Genomic DNA, 17,524 nt, shown 5'->3' on the forward strand with positions numbered 1-17,524 from the left:
ACGCGCCCGTCGGCGCGGCCGTGAATCCGCCCCGCCTGGCTCGCCACCAGTCAGGCACATCCTTCCACCATCCCGGCGTGTCAGGCGCCCCAGGCGTCGGCGGCGTCCTTGGCGAACTGGGTGAAGTCGCGCGCAGGCCGGCCCAGCGCCTGCCGTACTCCGTCGGCGAGGCTCTCGTTGCGGCCGTCGAGCACCTCGGCGAACAGCGCGTTGAGGCCGACGACCTCGTCCTCGGGCACGCCCGCCGCGCGTGCGCCCTCGGCGAACTCCTCGGGGGTGACCGGCACGTAGGTGACCTCGCGCCCGACGGCGGCGGAGATCTCCGCGGCGGCGTCGGCGAAGGAGAGCAGGCGCGGCCCTGTGAGCTCGTACACCTTCCCTGCGTGCCCGTCCTCGGTGAGGGCGGCGGTGGCCACGTCGGCGATGTCCTCGACGTCCACGAAGGGCTCGGTCACGTCCCCTGCGGGCAGCGCGATCGTGCCGCTCAGCACCGGGTCGAGCAGCCAGCCCTCGCTGAAGTTCTGCATGAACCAGCTGCAGCGCACGATCGTGGCCTCGACGCCGGAGCTCAGCACGACCTGCTCGGCCTGCTGTGCCAGCTCCTCGTTGCGGCCCGACAGCAGCACCAGGCGGCGCACTCCGGACTGTACGGCCAGCGCGGTGAACCGGCGGATGCGGTCCAAGGCGCCGGGGAAGGCCAGGTCGGGGTAGTAGGTGATGTAGACGGCATGCACGTCGCGCACGATCGGCGCCCAGGTGCCGCTGTCCTCCCAGTCGAAGTCTGGGCGGGAGCCGGCGCGCACGTCGCGGCCCATCGCCTTCAGGCGGTCCGCCACGCGACGGCCGGTCTTGCCGGTAGCTCCGAGAACCAGGGTGGTGGTGTTGTTCGTCATGGCTCTAGTCCACCAGCCTGCAATGAGACTGAACATGGTCGAGACGCCCGAGCGCATAAGCGATCGTCTCATCCGTGATCAGATACGGCATTCCCGCCCATCGGGCCTGCCCTGGCCGCCCTGTCCTCTCCGGACGCCACGGTCGGTGATCACCGATGATGAATTCAACACTGGCCCCAGAGGGAGATGATTGCGGCATGGCGTTGTCCACGGCATTCACGAAGTTGTTCGGTGTGCGGCATCCGATCGCGCTGGCGCCGATGGGCGGGTCGGCCGGTGGCGCGCTGACCGCGGCCGTCTCTCGCGGCGGCGGGCTCGGATTGCTGGGCTCCGGGAACGGGGATCGGGACTGGATGGCCCGCGAGCTGGCGATCGTCGCGCAGAGCACCGTGAAGCCGTGGGGGATCGGCTTCCAGAGCTGGGCGATCGATGTCGGCGCGGTCGATCGGGCACTGGAGCACGACCCCAGGGCGGTGATGCTGTCCTTCGGCGACCCCAGCCCGTTCACCGAACGCGTCCGCCGGGCAGGTGCGGTGCTGATCCTCCAGGTCACCGACATGGAGGAGGCCAGACAGGCGGTGGACCTCGGCGCCGACGTCATCGTGGCGCAGGGGACCGAGAGCGGTGGGCATGGCGCGCGGCGCGGACGATCCACGTTGCCGTTCGTGCCGGTCGTGGTGGACCTGGCGGCACCGGTGCCGGTGCTGGCGGCCGGAGGGATCGCCGACGGCCGCGGCGTGGCTGCCGCCCTGGCGTTGGGTGCCGCAGGGGCGCTCATCGGCACCCGCTTCCAGGCCACGGCCGAGGCCCTGGTCGACCCCTCGATCGCCGCGGCGATCGTCGAGGGACGCGGGCAGGACACCGAGCGCAGCAGGGTTCTGGACATCGCCCGAGGCTCCCGATGGCCGTCGAAATACCCGGCTCGCACCCTCGGCCATCCCTACCTCGACCAGTGGCGCGGCCGGGAGGCGGAACTGGCTGCGGACCCCGACGCCAGGCAGGCCTACCAGGAGGGCGTGGCGCGCGGGGATCTGCCTCCGCTGCCGGTGTGGGCCGGCGAGGCCGTGGACCTCATCACCGACCTGCCGCCCGCAGCCGATCTGGTCGCCGCTCTGGCCACGCAGGCCGAGGACGCCCTGGCCCGAGCGGGAAGGCACTGACCGCAACGCTCTGCCATGAGCGGTGACGGCGCCAATACCAACCTCGGGACGGTGTCTGAACCGGTGGCCGCTGTCAGCGCGACCGCGTGGTCGTCTCGCCTCACGGGGATTCTTACCGGCACCCCATGCGGGGCGGCCGTGCCGCTCGACGGCCACCCTCTGGGCGCACGGGCCGGCCTGTAGGGCCGACGACATCAACCTGGCGCGGGACGTCAGACGGGCAGGGCATCGGCGGTGGGCACCACCAGGCCGAACAGGTCACCGATCGTGGTCAGAGCGGCGTCGTGCAGGGCGTCTGCGGGCAGCAGCGCGCCGTCGGGGCCGGAAAGCGGGCGGGTGGCGCAGGCGTCGGCGACGACGGTCGGGCGGTATCCCAGGTTGAACGCTCCCTGTGCGGTGAAGGCGACGCACATGTGAGTCATGAAGCCCGCCAGGATCAGGTCGGGGCCGGCGTTCAGGTCCGTCAGGACCTGCTGCAGGTCGGTCTGGTGGAAGGCGTTGGGAAACGTCTTGACCACCACCGCTTCACCGTCGCGCGGCGCGACCTGTGGGCTGATGGCGCCGATCTCGGCCCGGACGTCGTAGGGGGTGCCGGGACCGCCGTCGTTGACGACGTGGATGACGTGGGATCCGGCGGCGCGGGCGCGTTCCAGCAGACGCGCTCCCGCCGCAAGGGCCCGATCGGCGGCGGGCAGGGCCATGACGCCGGTGCGGTAGGTGTTCTGATAGTCGATCAGGACGAGGGTCGCGTCGGCCAGGCGCGCCAGGTCGCTGGGCAGGCCGATGACCTGGCGGAGGGTGGGCGAGGCGGTGGTGCTCATGGCGGGTTTCCTTTCGGGTTTTCGGGCATGCTCGCGCCGCCGTCGGGTGTACGGCGAACGGGGTGAAGGGAGTCAGGCCACCGTGTGGAAACGGCGGCGGTAGGAGCCGGGGCCGGTGCCCAGGCGGCGTCGGAACGCGCGGTGCAGGGTCTCCACCGAGCCGAGCCCGCTGTCGGCCGCCACCTGCGGCAACGGCAGGTCGGTGGTCTCCAGCAGCCGTCGCGCCACCTCCACCCTGGCGGACTCGATGTAGGTGGCAGGGGTGGTGCCGGTCTGCTGCCGGAACACGCGGGTGAACTGGCGTTGGCTCAGCCCCATCCGAGCCGCCAACTCCACGATGGTGAGCTCCTCGGCGAGGTGCTCGGCGATCCACAGGCGCAGGTCGTCGATGTCCCGGCGGCCGGAGGCGGCATGAGCCAGGGGGACACTGAACTGGCTCTGACCGCCCTGCCGTTTGAGGTACATGACCAGCTCGCGAGCCACCGCCAGTGCCGTCTCCTCGCCATGGTCCTCAGCCACCAGCGCGAGGGTCAGGTCCAGGCAGGCGCTGATGCCCGCCCCCGTCCACACCCGGCCGCTTGACCGCACGAAGATCGGGTCGGGGTCGACCGTGACGTTCGGGTGGTCGGCGGCCAGTTGCGCGGCGGTGGACCAGTGGGTGGTGGCGGTCAGCCCGTCCAGCAGCCCGGCCTCGGCCAGGATGTGCGCGCCGACGCACACCGACGCCACGCGGCGCGTGGCGGGAGCAGTTCGCCGCACCCATGCCACCACCTCGGCATCCGTCAGGGCGCGCGGCCCATCAGGGGTGACGCTCACGGCGCCGGGGACCAGCAGGGTGTCCACCTGGTCGCCGACCTCGTCGAACGTCAGGTCGGCGACCAGCCGCACCCCGGCGGCCGTGGTGACGTGGCCACCTTGGGGTCCGGCGAGGCGCACGTCGTACAGGGCGCGGCCACCGATCCGGTTGGCCAGGGCGAACACCTCGGCCGGGCCGGTGACGTCGAGCAGGTCGACGTTCGGGAAGAGCGCGATGACGACGCGGTGAGCCGTGGACATGACCTGATTGTCACCGACCACTCAGGGTGACCGCAACGACAGTTATCTGTCACATACGGACATCACCGCAGCTCTTCCGCAGTCGGCGGCACCTCAGCGCCAGGCCATGGGCATCGGGGTTGCCTTGGGCGCGTGGTGGCGGGGTGCCGGTCCTTCGTCCTGCCCTTGGTGATGACGAGCCGGGCGGCGATGTCTCGCCGGCTCAGGGTCTGTTCGCGCAGGTGGGGGGTGTCTCAGGGGTCGAGTCGATAGAGGCGGAAGAAGTCGTTCTCGACAGGTAGCACGGTGCATCCACTGAAGCCCGCCTCCGTGGCGTACCGGCCCACGGTGACGGCCCGAAGCACGGTGCCTATGGCCGCCGAGGGCTGCTCGACGAGCTGGGTGGGCAGACAGTGCGTGACGCTCCAGCCGTACATCATCCGCTCCACCTCGTCCCCTGGCGCGGTGAAGCGGTCGGCCACCCGTTCGTCGGCGACGAGCACCGTGCCGTCCGCGGACAGGGCCTCGCGAATCGCCCGTAGCGTCTCCACCGGCCGGGACAGATCGTGCAGGACCTCCATGAGGAGCACGAGGTCGTACGGTCCTGTGTCGCGCAGGGACGTCGCGTCGGCGCGCGTCAGCCGGACGCGGTCACCGAGGCCGGCCTGCTCGGCGTGGGCACGCGCATCGGCGATCGAGGAGGCGTCCGCGTCCAGCCCGTCCACCACCGCGTTCGGGAAGGCGCGGGCCACGGCGAGGGCCGACCAGCCTTGCCCGCAGCCGATGTCGGCGATGCGCGGGCGCGGCTCCGACTCCAGCCTGGTGACGACGTCGGGCATGGCGGCGATCCAGCCGGCGGCCAGTTCATGAGTGAAGGCCGGCCGGTTGATGTGGCCCTGACCGTGGCGGAAGGCCCTCCCATACGCCTCGTACGGCACGCCTGCGCCGGTGCGATAGGCCTGCGCGACCTCGGAGATGACGCCGCCGATCCCGGCGAGCATGTGCGCGAACGGCGCGGCGTGCGCGGGGTCGTCGGCGTCGACCAGCACCCGGGCGTACGCGGGGTCGAGGCGGTAGCGGCGCTCCTCCCCGGGCTCGTCCGAGTCGGTCTCCAGCAGCCCGGCGACGGCCTGCTGCTCCAGCCACTCGGCGGCATAGCGGGGCGCTATCCCGGCCCGCTCGCTCAGCTCCGCCGCCGTCGCCGGGCCGTGCTCCCTGAGCGCGCGGTAGAGGCCGAGTTCGCCGCCCAGGTAGACCGAGAACAGTTCGAGCGCGCCCAGGGTGCTCTCGAACAGGCGCTCGGCGAGCTGGGCAGTGCGGTCGGTGCCGGTGTCCAAGGCATTCATGATGACTCTCTCCGAGTGAAGAACCGAGGCTCGCCGGAGTCTCCGGCGCGGATGCCGTGGCGGTATGGAAAAGGTCGTCTATCCCGGTACGCGTGTCCGGCGCCGACCCTGGCGGGACCATCGCGGGCGGTCCGGCGCATCAGGCTTGCTACGACCCACGTTAGCCGGGCACAGGGCAGGTCGACACCCTCCCACATGGGCAAATGCCCGTACGTCAGGCGCGTCGAGAGCGTCTACGCAGCGCCGGCTCAGTGGCTGCCCACCGAGTCGACGATGGCACGGCGAAGGCCGCGGCAACGGCTCCGGGCTCCAAGCGCCCGTGCCGGCGTTCGATTCGTGCGGTGGCAAGATCTTCACGCCGCGCGCCTCGCCGCGGCGGATCTGGTGCTCAACCACAGCGGGTTGGCCAAGCCGGCGACGGACTTGTCGAGACGATCGACGTTGCAGAGGATCCAGTCGGTGTCGACGCGCTCGGAAGCGCGCCGTGCACAGAGCCAGTGCAGGTCTTCGTGGTTGACCAGGCAGGGGGTCGGCATGTCGCCTTCGGAAGGGCTCTCCAGCGGGCGGTCGGTGCCGTGCACCCCGGCCAGCAGCAGGTCCAGGTTGGCGGTGATGCGGCGGCCCATGCTCGCCAGCCGTTCGTCGCCGGCCATCCTGGCCGGTCTGGCCTGCGCCGCGAGCGCGCGGATGTAGTAGGCGCAGCTGTCGAGCACGTTCAGCAGGTAGTCCAGGTCGCTGCGCTGGGTGCGGAACGGGGTGATCGGGTGGGTCAGCGGCGCCGCGCTGCTGTGGAGCGTGTCGAGTCGGCGGTCGATGTCGCGGGACTCGCTGACCAGGTCATACCGCTGCCCGGTGGACAGCAGTTCCATCGCGTGCTCGACGAACTGTTGCATGTTCTCCAGCAGTGCGGCCAGATCGGATCGGACGGTCGTACTGGTGTGTGTCGGCAGGATCAGCACGGCGGCCAGTGCGCCGGCGGCGATGCCGATCGCGGTCTCCTCCAGCCGCAGCTCGAGCAGGTGAGGGGTGAAGGTCCCGAGCAGGCTGTAGAGCAGGGCGAGCATCACCGTGATGAAGAACATCATCGAGCTCTGCGAGACCGGGGCCAGGTAGTAGGCGCAAAAGACGCACCCCAGCAGCAGGAGGAGTGTGAGGGGCAAATTGCCGGCGACCACGGTCGCCACAGCGATCCCCGCCACCATGCCCAGCACGGTGCCCAGGGTTCGCCGGAACCCTCCGAGGAGGATGTCCCCTCGCGAGGTGGTGTTGGCGAAGACCAGGAAGGCGGCCACCACGGCCCAGTACCAGCGCTGGGGGGAGACCAGTTCCCCAATGGTGATCGCCAGCGCGGCCGCCGCGGTGGCCTGGATGGCCTGACGGGTGGTCAGGCGCAGACCGGCGGGTGGGCCCGGCTCGGCGGCTTCGGCTTCCTCCTCGGACCGCTCACCGGGCGGTTGCTCGGCGGTCTGGTGATGCTCTGCCGACTCCTCCTCCACCGGATCGCCCGGGGTCCCCAGGGACGCCATCGCCCGCCGCGCCCTGATCCACGTGACGGCGAACTCCCGCATCGCGGCGTGTAGCCCGCGCAGGCCAGGACCGCTGTCCGCGTCAGGGAGCCCGGCACTGTCGGCGAGCCGACGCAGGATGCCCTCCTCGTGGGCGACTGCGGCGGCGTGCGGGGCCCGGCTGACCAGGGATCGGAGAACGTTCAGCTCGGCGCGCAGGCGCGGCCGTACCCGGGGCGGCAGCCCCTCTGCCACGGCCCGGGAGGCGGACATGGACAGCCGCTCGACGGCCAGCTCGGTCGCGATGAGATGGAGCCGGCCGCCAGTGGAGCCCTGGGCCACGCTTTTGGCCAGCTGCTCCTCGATCAGCAGCGCACTCTCGTGTATCCGCCTCATCCGCCCGCGGAGCCGACGTTCCCGCCGGGCGTCCGCTCGTCCGCCCTGGATCAGCCGGCCGACCGCGTCGATCACTTGAACCATCTGGATACGGAACGCGCCGATCATCAGGCTCAGCGACCGCTCGGGCCGTTCGCGTACCACCACGAAATGACTGAATGCGGCGCAGGCGACACCGATCAATGCCGCCGGAAGCAGGGCGGGGAGCTGGGCCGTGGTGGCGTGGAAGAGCATCACGATGAAGAACGTCATGAAGGCGACCATGCCGACGGCGAAGCCTCGAGGGGCGAAACGCCGCAGGTAGACACCGCAGAAGACGACGGCAAGGAAGGCGGCGTCCACGATGTGCGGGTATGGCTCCTGTACGGCTTCGATGACGACCGGGAGCCCGGCCGCCACCGGGAGCAGCAGGAAGGTGATCGCCTTCTGCCGGGGGCTGGAGTCGGTGACCGTGAACGCGGCGGTCGCCGCCACGATCGCACCCGGCACCATCGCCGCGCTCGGCAGGCCGGCCAGGAGCAGGACGGCCTGGGTGAGCAGGACGGCGGTCAGAACACGTAGCGCCCTCCGCAGGCGGAACAGCCCGGGATCGGAGGCGCTCGCCAAGGCCGGCACCCTGCTCAACATGGGTCTTCAAGACGGTGTAGAGGTGTCATGTCCGCTGGTGGCTGGAACGATGCTGGATATGGGCGGCACGGCGACCTCCGGTTCGCGCGTCGAAGGTGCCGGGGATTCCCGTCGGCTCCGCTCCGAAACGGCAGGTCGATGACCCGCGCGAAGGTGCCGAAGGCGACGTTGAGCTCATTCCCCGCCACTGGCGAGTGAACCAGGCCGGACCGGGGCCACCGCCCCTGGCATCACCCATGGCCAGGGCGGCCGGCGGCAGACCGAGATCCGGGACAGGACCGTGGCGCGTGTTCCCAATCTTTGCCGCGACCCGAACGGGCATTGGTGCACAACCCGGAAAGATCAGAGTTATACGGCAGCCTGGCGCGCTTCTGTGCTCAGTCCATGATCTGCGCACGAAGTCGTCATCACCATTGACCTTGGGATCGTCATGTCCGTCACAGCGTGGGCCAGCTGTCTCGTCACAGCAGCCGGCACTCCCATCCCGCCGGCTGAACAGGAGTACCTGTTCCTGGCGCGCCAGATGCAGGCGCTGTCGCTGGCCGTACACATCCCGTTGGTCTGCTTCGGCGTCGCGTTCCCCGTGATGGTGCTGTACTCCGAGTGGAGGTATCTGCGGACCGGCGACGTCATGTACCGCGCGCTCGCCAGGCGGTGGTCGAAAGTGATGCTCGCCCTGTTCGCGGTAGGCGTGGTCACGGGAACGATCCTCAGCTTCGAGTTGGGGCTGCTGTGGCCGAACTTCATGGCGAGCTTCGGCAACGTGTTCGGGCTCGGTTTCGCGCTGGAGGGGTTCTCGTTCTTCATCGAGGCCATCTTCATCGCGATCTACGTGTACGGCTGGGACAGGCTCCCGCCACGGCTCCACCTTCTCTGCGGCATCCCCGTCGCGATCGCCGGTGTCGCCGGGTCGCTGTTCGTCATCGCGGTCAACGGCTGGATGAACCACCCCAGCGGCTTCACGCTGCGGGACGGCAGGGCCGTGGCCGCGGACCCCTGGAACGCGCTGTTCGGCAATCCGTTCTTCTGGCACGAGTGGGTGCACATGTACTTCGCCGCCTTCATGGTCGCCGGATTCCTGCTCGCCGGCGCCTACGCCTGGGGCAGATCGCGGGGACGATGGGGCCGTTACGAGCGGCTGGCGTTGACGATCGCGCTCACCACGGCCGCGGTCGCCGCGCCGTTGCAACCCGTCATCGGTGACTGGGCCGGGCGCGAGGTCGCGCGCCTGCAGCCGGTGAAACTCGCCGCCATGGAAGGACTCGGCCCGACGACGTCAGGCGCGCCCCTGCATTTCTTCGGCTGGTACAACGGAAGCGAGGTCATCTACGGCATCGCGATCCCTGACCTGCTGTCGCTGCTCGCCTTCCACGATCCGGCCGCGACCGTCCAGGGCCTCGACACCGTACCCGTCGCCGACCGGCCGCCCGTGAACACCGTGCGTTTCGCTTTCCAGGCCATGGTGGGGATCGGCTCGCTGCTCGCGCTCCTGAGTGTCATATACCTCTACGTACGCTTCCGGCACAGACGACTGCCCACGTCGCGCTGGTTCTACAGGGCGGTCGTGGCGGCCGGCCCGCTCGCCGTGGTGGCCCTGATCGCCGGCTGGATCACGACAGAGGTCGGCCGCCAGCCATGGGTCGTCTACCACGTGATGCGCACCTCGCAGGCCGTCACGGGCGCCCGCGGGATCCCCATCGGCTACGGCACGCTCATCGTGGTCTACCTCTGCCTGGCCGTCGCCCTGGCGTGGCTGCTGCACCGCCTCAGCCGCATCCCGCTCGACCCCGACCTCGACGTCGACCTCGACGGGCAGGCGGATCATGCTTCCTGAGATCCCGATGGTCTTCATCCTTCTCGGTCTCGTGGCCTACACCGTGCTGGCAGGGGCGGACTTCGGCGCCGGCTTCTGGACCCTCGCGGCCGGCGGCGGGCAGGCGAGCAGGACGGCGACCCGCGATCACGCCCGGCATGCCATGGGCCCGGTCTGGGAGGCCAACCACGTCTGGCTGATCTTCGTGCTCGTCATCTGCTGGACCGCCTATCCGGTGGCCTTCGGCTCGATTGCCTCGACACTCGCCGTGCCGCTCTTCGTCGCCGCTGTCGGCATCATCCTGCGCGGAGCGGCCTACGTGCTACGCCCCCAACTCCGGGACGCGCGAGCCATCGAGAGCCTCTTCGCGCTCTCCTCGATCCTGACGCCCTTCGCACTCGGCACCGTCGTCGGCGCGATCGCCTCCGGCCGCGTACCTGTAGGGAACGCGAAGGGAGACCCGTTCACGAGTTGGCTGAACCCCACGTCTCTGATGATCGGGACGCTCGCGATCGCGACCTCCGCCTACCTGGCAGCGGTCTATCTGGCAGCCGACGCCGAGCGGCTCGGCGAGCGCGAGCTGGAGCGCGACTTCAGGTCGCGCGCGATGTGGGCGGGGGTCGTGACCGGCGCGCTGGCACTCGCCGGGCTCCTGGTCGTCCGCGTGGATGCTCCGTCGCTCTGGGCCGGTTTCGTGAGCGGTGCCGGTCTGGTCATGGTGATCGTGTCCGGCGCGGCGGGGCTGGCGACACTCGTGCTGGTACGGCGCCGCCGCTACGGCTCAGCCCGTCTGTCGGCCGCGCTCGCCGTCGCGGCGATCGTGGCCGGATGGGGCGTCGCGCAGCGCCCCGCCTTCCTTCCCGGGCTCACGATCGAGCAGGCGGCGGCCGGCCGCTCGACCCTCATGGCGGTGGTCGTCAGCGTCGCCATCGGCGCGGTGGTCCTCATCCCGTCTCTGGTTCTGCTGTTCGGCCTCTTCCTCCGCGGCCACCTGGACGAGGCCCACGAACCCCAGGCACCCGCACCGGACACACGTCCCGTGTCCGGAGCGCAGCGCCTCCGCCCGGTCGCGGCCTTCGCCGCCGTGTCCTTCCTGATCGGTGTCGCCTTCACGTTGTTCGGGGACGAGGGATGGGCGTTCACCATCGGTGTGGCCGGCCTGGTCACGTGCGCCGGATCCACGTTCTTCCTCGCCGTCACCCTGCCGCAGGATTGACGGCGAGCGCCCCGACGCCCCGCACCTTGTATTCCGCCGCTCAGCCCGCCGCGATGTCCACGGAAGGCGTCGGCGCCCGCACCTGTGGTGTGCAAGGGCGACTGGACATCACCTCGACGACGAGGTGCTTCGGAGAAGCTCGTGATGTCGACGAGGTCGAAGTCCTCGGCGACCTAGCGAGTCCTGTTCAGCAGATGAATCTGGCCGAGGCCCAGTCGGCGTGGTCGCCGGCGTTGCCGTCGCCCGCGTCCTCGACCACCAAGTCGACATACTGCGCACCGGCCAGCGAGGCGTTCGTCGTCACCGGCGCGGAGGTTCCGGTCAGCGTGGCCGAGCGGAACACCTCCTTGCCGTCAGCGATCACCGCGAACACCACCGACCCGTAGCCGGGGATCTCGTCGTCCACGCCCACGGTCGCGGTGAACGCTGAGCAGCCGCCGCCGGTGTAGTAGGACACGACCGACCTGGCGTGTGCCCCGAGCCCCTTGGGGTGGACCGTCCCGCCAAGGCTGATCGGACTGCCGTCACCTGCGGCGCTGTCGTTGTTGCTACGGTCCTTCTCCACCGGCCCCCAGCCGTTCGTGGCCGATAGCCAGGGGTGGTCGGACGCCCACACCTCGCCCTTGGGCGCCGACGGCAGGGCCACGGATGTCACTGTGGCGGCGAACACGTGCACCGCCCCGTTGTCCGGCATGGTGACGGCCACGACCCTCTTGGCCGGGTTGATCCGCACGGCGTTGTGGAAGACCCGGTAGTCGACGTTCGGGAACTGGTTCGGACCCGCGGCGGTGTTCTTGCCCCGGGTCGAGAAGGCGATCTTCGATCCGTAGGCGGCCGGGTCGAGGCAGCACCAGTTGGCGAACCCGAGAGACCTCTGCTCGGCGGAGCCGTCCGCGTAGTGCACGGTCAGGGCGCCGGCGGCGGACCCGCTGGTGCCGGTGCCGAGGAAGGCGAGTGTGTTGCCCTGCCCGGCCAGCGCGAAGGTCTGTGCGTGCCCGGAGACGTTGTCGGGGTGGCCTGGCTCGGTGTCCGGCCAGGTGAACGGGGCTCCCTGCACCTGCACCGCCACGCCGGGCGTCAGCCCGGCGGCGGCCAGGCGCTGCCGGGAGAAGCTCGACCCGCCGCCGTCGATGTTCCCCTTGGCGACGTCGGCGTCGTCGCTGATGCCGACGTTGTCGAAGGCTGCGGCGAGCGACTTGTGCGGCACCTTCGAGGCGGCCGCCGAGGTGACCTCCCGCTGGTCGGCGTGCACCCGATAGGTGGCGGAGGCGATCAGCGTGGCGGGACCGGGCTGGGCGTCGTCCGGCACCGTCAGGGAGAGCTTCCCGTCGAAGGACTTCCCGTTCAGCACGATTTTCGCCTGCCGCGGGGAGGGGGCGGTCCAGCCCGCGGGCACCTGCAGCGCGAGCCGTACGTCCCTGGCGGGCAGGCCGGTCCTGTTGGCGAACGTGACCGGCACCTCCACGGTGCCGCCCGGCGTCAGCATGGCGGGCACGACGGAGGTGACCGTGGCGTCCCCGTCGCCGGGGAAGAGCCCGCCGACCACACCCGCGCCGATCAGTTCGAGCTCGGCGGAGGCCGACGCCGCCAATGCCGGGACGCGTGCCTTGACCAGGTCGCCGTCGGCGTACCAGCCGGTCGCGCCGCCGTCGTAGGCAGCCTTCGTCACCTTCGCGAGGGGCCGCTTGCCGTACAGGACGGCGGTGGGCGCGCGTCCCGTGTGAACGTTCAGCTCGTACGGCCGGGCGGCGGGCTTGCCGGTGTAGGACCCGGAGATCGGGCCGATCCCGATCTTCACCACGCCCAGCCCGCTGGAGGGCGCGTCGACGGTGAACTTCTGCGTGGCCGACTGGCCGCCGTCGTAGGCGCGGGTCTTCCCGTCGTCGCTGTAGAGGTCGAACGACGAGTCGCCCAAGGGGTAGACGTCCAGCGTCAGCGGATCGTCCGGGCCGACCTCGGAGTGGTTGTTGATCCCGTCGCGGTACATCGGCACGATCGCCCCCGCCCGCACGAACAGCGGCAGCCGCTCGAGGGGGGCGTGATAGCCGTCGATCGTGCGCGGCCCGTCGTAGACCTTGCCGCTCCAGTAGTCGACCCATCGCCCCTGGGGAAGGTAGATCCCGTTCCGCACGTCACCGCCGGTGTAGACGGGCGCGACCAGGAGGTCCCGGCCGGCCAAAAACTCGTCCTGGACCTGCCAGGCCGCGCGGTCCGAGGGGTACTCCAGCACGAGCGCCCTGTTCACCGGAGCGCCCGTGCGGTGCGCCTCGGCGGCGTAGGTGTAGAGGTAGGGCAGCAGCCGCTCGCGCAGCTTGAGGAACTTCCGGTTGATCGAGGTGTACGGCTCGCCCCGGGTCCACGGCTGCTTGTCCTTGTCCGCCCAGCCCGACATCGACATCAGGGCCGGGGTGAACGCCTTCCACTGCAGGTCGCGTACATAGCTCTCGGCGCTGCCGCCGAAGATGCCGTCGATGTCGCCGGCGGTGAACGGCATGCCCGTCAGCCCGGCGCCGGTGATCGCGGGGATCTGCCAGCGGATCGCGTCGAGTGATCCCGAGTGGTCTCCGGTCCACTGGACGGCACAGCGCTGGGACCCGGCCCAGCCCTCGACCATCCAGACGAAGCCGCGGGCGTCGGAGTACTTCTCGATGCCGTCCCGCGCGCCCTCGCACTCGGTCAGCGCATGCCGGTACCCGGGCCCGATCCAGGCGACGTCGAGCTTGCGGACGCGCACGCCCGCCTGCCTGACCTCGTACTCCTGGCTGTCCAGCGCCCGCTGGGTCCACAGGCCCATCTGGATCCCGCGCTCGCGCAGCGCGTCGCCGGTCTCCTTGAGCTGCTGGTACTCGCACCCGTAGCCGTCGTTGACGAGCATCCAGCCGCGCGGCATGTCGTTGGCCACGTAGCCCTCGGCCACCTTGACGGCACTCGGCGTGGTCCACTTGGCCGGGTCCTTCGGCCCGGTGTAGGTCGGGCTGCTGCGGTTGTAGCAGTCAGCGTCGCCCATCTCCATGCCGTAGATCGGCGGCATCATCGGCCGCCCGGTGAGCTCGGTGTAACGGTCGAGCGGGCTCTTCAGGTCATACGGCTTCGCGGCGACGAAGTAGTAGGCGTCGAAGCGCTGCTCGGCATGGCTGAGCACGGCGGGCGAGGTGAACGCGTACCCGCCTGGCGCGAACGTGTTGCGCAGGACGCCGTATCCGGCCGTGCTCATGTAGTAGGGCGCGGCGTTGGGGTTGCCGCCGTCGTCCCAGTCGAAGTCCCTGGTGATGCGGATCGTCGTGCCGGTGTGGTTGAGGCGTCCGTTCTGCATGCCGCCGCCGAAGTATTGCTCCTTGCCGCCCGCGACCTGGCCGGGGGTCAGCGTCTGCCTGGTGCCCTCCGCGTCCCAGGCGAGCGGGGCGCTCTCCGCCCACACCAGGCTGCCGTCGGCCCTGAGCACGCTGAACAGCACCGGCTTCTTGCCGACCCGCACGGTCACCGCGCCGGTGGTGACCTCGTAGCGGTCGTCGAACTCCTTCCACGAGCTGGGCACCCGCGGATAGTCCGACTTGACGATGATCTTGGCGCCGGCGCCGGTGTTGGCCGGGTCTGTGAAGGTGCCGTCGGGGGCCAGTTCGAGGCGGAAGACGTCGTCCTTCTGGAAGGTGAGCCGCAGCCTGGCGGTGCCCGCCTCCATCGTGTAGACGTCGTTCTCGGCCGTGAATGCGGTGATCGAGTCGAGGGTGGCCGCGTGCGCCGTACCCGGCATCGCGACCGTACAGAGAGCGGCGACCACCACGCTCGCTAACCAGCAGGCGAGTCTGCGCATGCGCTTGACCTCCGGGGGGTGAGTGTGCGCATTTCTGCGCATACCGTAAAGTCATCCGACAAGTTTCGGCAAGGGAGATCTAGACCGGTCTAGGCCGGACGTCCCTTGCACCGAGCCGGGATGGCCGCGATACTCGCGGTCCCAGCCGCCCTCACACCCCTCCCCGCCGACGTCCGCACCGAGTTCGACACGAGCCTGTCGTCGCCCCTGCCGTGCAGACCTGGCCTGGTGGCACACGCTCCTTCGATCTGCCGGGCGAACCCCACGTCTCCGCCGAAGAAGTGGAGCTCGCCCCCCGGTTCCGACCCTCAGTTGCGGCGGTACCCGGTCTAGACCGAAAGGCGTCTATCCCGCTGCCGACAGCGCAGCTGGTCTATACCCCTACTCGAAATTCGTGTATAAGTTTTTTCAGTCTCGCTCGAAAGTAGGGTGAAGTGCCCATGTATCAACATGCAGCCCGATTGGCGGGGAGGGTGGCGCTCGCGTTATCCGTGCCCCTCCTCGCGATGCCATCCGCCATGGCCGAACCCATCCCTGCGAACACCAACCTCAACACCAAGCCCGTCGTCGTGCCCGCTCTTCAGCAGTGGGAGGGCGGAACGGGCTCGTTCGAGCTGCGCAAGCACAGCCGGATCGTCCTGGCCAAGAAGCGGGGCGGCGAACTCGACGACCAGGGCGCCCGGCTCTCCGCCGAGATCGAGCAGGTGACAGGGCGGAAGCTGGACGTCTCTCCGCGGATCCCACAGGATGGCGACATCGTCCTGTCGATCGATCCCGCTCTTGCCGATGCGGCGGGCGGCGCCCGGTTCGCCGAGGAGGGCTACACCCTCACGATCACCGATCGCAACGTGACGATCGCCGCGCCGACCGCGAAGGGTGTCTACTACGGCACCCGCAGCCTTCTGCAGATCCTGCTGCTCGACGACGGTCGCGACTCGGTCCCCGTGGGCGCGGCCGTGGACTGGCCGAACTACAAAGTTCGCGGGTTCATGCTGGACGTCGGACGGCGCTTCTTCACCGCCGACTACATCCGCGACTACCTGCGGCTGATGGGCTGGTTCAAACTCAACCAGCTGCAGTTGCACCTCAACGACAACGGTTTCAAGGGCGGCAAGCCCTGGAGCGAAGTCCAGGCCGGCTTCCGGCTCAAGACCGGCAACCCCGAGCTGGCCGGGCTGGCTTCCGCGGACGGGGCCTATGACCGAGCAGACTGGGACTCCTTCGAGGACACCGCCGCCGCGAACGGCCTCACGATCATCCCCGAGTTCGACGCGCCCGCCCACTCGCTGGCGTTCATCCGGTTCCGCCCTTCGCTCGGCCTCGACAACGGCGAGTCCGACCACCTTGATCTGTCCAAGCCGGAGACCACCGCGTTCATGAAGTCGGTGTTCGACGAGTTCGTGCCCTGGTTCCGCAGTCCCGACGTGCACTTCGGCGCCGACGAGTACACGGTGGACAAGCCCCGCTACAAGGTCTACTTCAACGAGATGGCCGCCCACATCCGCGCGCTCGGCAAGCAGCCGCGGGCCTGGGGCAGCCTGTCGGTCATGGCGACCAACGCCGACGGTTACGACCGCGACGTGACCATGAACAGCTGGAACAACGGCTGGTACGGGCCGCAGGCGCTCAAGCGGGACGGCTACTCCTTCATCAACACCAATGACGCCCTGCTCTACGTCGTCCCGTTCGCGGGCTACTACCACGGCCGCGGGCTGGACGGAAAGTACCTCTACGACCAGTGGGAGCCGCACGTCTTCCCCGGCGGGCAGAGCGTCGCCCCTGGTGACCCACAGCTGCTCGGGGCCATGTCGGCGGTGTGGAACGACCTGACCGAGGCCCCCTACACGGAGCTGGACGTGCACGGACTGGTCGAGCCCACCTTCGGCGTGCTGGCGCAGAAGATGTGGAGTGGGGCCAAGTCCGGCGTGCCGTACAGCGCCTTCCTCGACACGGTGCGCAAGCTCGGGGTGGGCACCGGCCTGACGAAAGTCTCCACGACGCTCGCCGCGTCGGCGTCGGGAGAGGTGAGCCTGGGCAAGGAGGCGACAGCCTCCGCGGGTGAGGCGGCCGTGGCGTTCGACGGGGTGCGCACCACCCGGTGGGCCAGCGGGCCAGGAGACGAGGCGTGGCTTCAGGTGAACCTCGGAAAGCCGGTCGTGATCAGCAAGGTCGAGCTGGATTGGGCGCCCTCCTATGGGCGGGACTACGAGGTTCAGGTGTCACGGGACGGCGAGGACTGGACCACCGTCGCCAGCCGAACGGGCCGCGAAGCCGCGGGAGTGGACACTCTTGCGTTCGAGCCGGTCACGGCGCGGCAGGTACGGCTCGTCGGCACGCGGGCGGGCAAGAAGCAGAACGGGTACGCCCTGTGGAGCACGCGCGTCTTCGAGGTGCCGGACCTGGCGCTGCGCCGGCCGACCACGGCGTCGTCGTCCGAAGTGGCGAGCCTGGGACCGGAGAACGCCACCGACGGAGATCCCAAGACCCGGTGGGCCAGTGCCTACCGCGACGGTGAATGGATCCAGGCGGATCTCGGTTCCTCGCAGAGGGTCCAGCGCGTCTTGCTCGACTGGGAGACGGCCTCCGGCCGCGACTACGACATCCAGGTCTCCGACGACGCCACGAGCTGGAAGACGGTGGCCTCGGTCCGAGGCAAGCCGGACGGGGCCCGCGTGGACGAGCTCACCTTCGACCCGGTGACCGCACGGTACGTGCGGATGCAGGGGATCAAGCGGGCGACCGGCTTCGGGTACTCGCTGTGGCGCTTCGAGGTTCGTTCCATGAGCCCCGAGCCTGACCCCGCGTAGGCGCGGGAGGTGCGCCGACAGGGCGTGGGTGGTGCTGGACGCACCCACGCCCCGTCGCGTCCGTTCCACACCGCGACCTCGCCGATCGGCCGGC

The 17,524-nt window shown here is 69.9% G+C and carries 10 protein-coding genes; 4 read left to right on the plus strand and 6 right to left on the minus strand.

Going from position 1 to position 17,524, the window contains the following annotated elements; genetic code table 11:
- Positions 1-80 precede the first annotated feature (80 nt).
- A complete protein-coding gene (locus AB0B45_RS23380) occupies positions 81-893 on the minus strand; it encodes an NmrA family NAD(P)-binding protein (RefSeq protein ID WP_358133883.1) in 813 nt (270 codons plus the stop codon).
- A 197-nt stretch (positions 894-1,090) separates the two neighbouring features.
- Here AB0B45_RS23380 and AB0B45_RS23385 point away from each other — a divergent pair, with 197 nt between their 5' ends.
- Positions 1,091-2,053, plus strand: coding sequence for a nitronate monooxygenase (locus AB0B45_RS23385; RefSeq protein ID WP_358133884.1), 963 nt, complete (start codon positions 1,091-1,093; stop codon positions 2,051-2,053).
- Positions 2,054-2,265: 212 nt separating this feature from the next.
- Here AB0B45_RS23385 and AB0B45_RS23390 read toward each other — a convergent pair whose 3' ends face one another.
- The 4 genes from AB0B45_RS23390 to AB0B45_RS23405 all read right to left on the minus strand — a co-directional run bounded on the left by AB0B45_RS23390 (position 2,266) and on the right by AB0B45_RS23405 (position 7,762).
- Complete coding sequence (locus AB0B45_RS23390; protein WP_358133886.1) at positions 2,266-2,874, minus strand: cysteine hydrolase family protein; 609 nt, start codon at positions 2,872-2,874, stop codon at positions 2,266-2,268.
- 72 nt (positions 2,875-2,946) lie between these two features.
- Positions 2,947-3,930 (minus strand): helix-turn-helix domain-containing protein, encoded by a 984-nt coding sequence (locus tag AB0B45_RS23395; RefSeq protein ID WP_358133889.1) that lies wholly within the window; start codon positions 3,928-3,930, stop codon positions 2,947-2,949.
- A 233-nt stretch (positions 3,931-4,163) separates the two neighbouring features.
- Positions 4,164-5,255, minus strand: a complete 1,092-nt coding sequence (locus AB0B45_RS23400) for a methyltransferase domain-containing protein (protein WP_358133892.1) — start codon at positions 5,253-5,255, stop codon at positions 4,164-4,166.
- Between the two features lie 353 nt (positions 5,256-5,608).
- Positions 5,609-7,762, minus strand: coding sequence for an FUSC family protein (locus AB0B45_RS23405; protein WP_358133894.1), 2,154 nt, complete (start codon positions 7,760-7,762; stop codon positions 5,609-5,611).
- A 451-nt stretch (positions 7,763-8,213) separates the two neighbouring features.
- Between AB0B45_RS23405 and AB0B45_RS23410 the strand changes: the two genes are divergently transcribed.
- On the plus strand, positions 8,214-9,617 hold the full coding sequence (locus AB0B45_RS23410; RefSeq protein ID WP_358133895.1) for a cytochrome ubiquinol oxidase subunit I: 1,404 nt from the start codon (positions 8,214-8,216) through the stop codon (positions 9,615-9,617).
- Positions 9,607-10,812 carry a cytochrome d ubiquinol oxidase subunit II gene (locus tag AB0B45_RS23415; protein WP_358133898.1) on the plus strand — a complete coding sequence of 402 codons (1,206 nt, stop codon included), beginning with the start codon at positions 9,607-9,609 and terminating at the stop codon, positions 10,810-10,812. The genes AB0B45_RS23410 and AB0B45_RS23415 overlap by 11 nt, the downstream gene beginning before the upstream one ends.
- A gap of 187 nt (positions 10,813-10,999) precedes the next feature.
- Here AB0B45_RS23415 and AB0B45_RS23420 read toward each other — a convergent pair whose 3' ends face one another.
- Entirely contained in the window at positions 11,000-14,623 is a 3,624-nt protein-coding gene (locus tag AB0B45_RS23420; RefSeq protein ID WP_358133899.1) for an NPCBM/NEW2 domain-containing protein, read from the minus strand.
- A 518-nt stretch (positions 14,624-15,141) separates the two neighbouring features.
- Here AB0B45_RS23420 and AB0B45_RS23425 point away from each other — a divergent pair.
- Positions 15,142-17,430 (plus strand): discoidin domain-containing protein, encoded by a 2,289-nt coding sequence (locus AB0B45_RS23425; protein ID WP_358133901.1) that lies wholly within the window; start codon positions 15,142-15,144, stop codon positions 17,428-17,430.
- Positions 17,431-17,524 lie beyond the last annotated feature (94 nt).

The organism is Nonomuraea sp. NPDC049152 (assembly GCF_040648355.1).
In the GTDB taxonomy this organism is placed as follows: domain Bacteria; phylum Actinomycetota; class Actinomycetes; order Streptosporangiales; family Streptosporangiaceae; genus Nonomuraea.

Bases quoted from the DNA above. Each gene is read 5' to 3' on its own strand.
- AB0B45_RS23380 (WP_358133883.1), bottom strand. From the start codon at position 893: ATGACGAACAACACCACCACCCTGGTTCTCGGAGCTACCGGCAAGACC.
- AB0B45_RS23385 (WP_358133884.1), top strand. From the start codon at position 1,091: ATGGCGTTGTCCACGGCATTCACGAAGTTGTTCGGTGTGCGGCATCCG.
- AB0B45_RS23390 (WP_358133886.1), bottom strand. From the start codon at position 2,874: ATGAGCACCACCGCCTCGCCCACCCTCCGCCAGGTCATCGGCCTGCCC.
- AB0B45_RS23395 (WP_358133889.1), bottom strand. From the start codon at position 3,930: ATGTCCACGGCTCACCGCGTCGTCATCGCGCTCTTCCCGAACGTCGAC.
- AB0B45_RS23400 (WP_358133892.1), bottom strand. From the start codon at position 5,255: ATGAATGCCTTGGACACCGGCACCGACCGCACTGCCCAGCTCGCCGAG.
- AB0B45_RS23410 (WP_358133895.1), top strand. From the start codon at position 8,214: ATGTCCGTCACAGCGTGGGCCAGCTGTCTCGTCACAGCAGCCGGCACT.
- AB0B45_RS23415 (WP_358133898.1), top strand. From the start codon at position 9,607: ATGCTTCCTGAGATCCCGATGGTCTTCATCCTTCTCGGTCTCGTGGCC.
- AB0B45_RS23420 (WP_358133899.1), bottom strand. From the start codon at position 14,623: ATGCGCAGACTCGCCTGCTGGTTAGCGAGCGTGGTGGTCGCCGCTCTC.
- AB0B45_RS23425 (WP_358133901.1), top strand. From the start codon at position 15,142: ATGGCCGAACCCATCCCTGCGAACACCAACCTCAACACCAAGCCCGTC.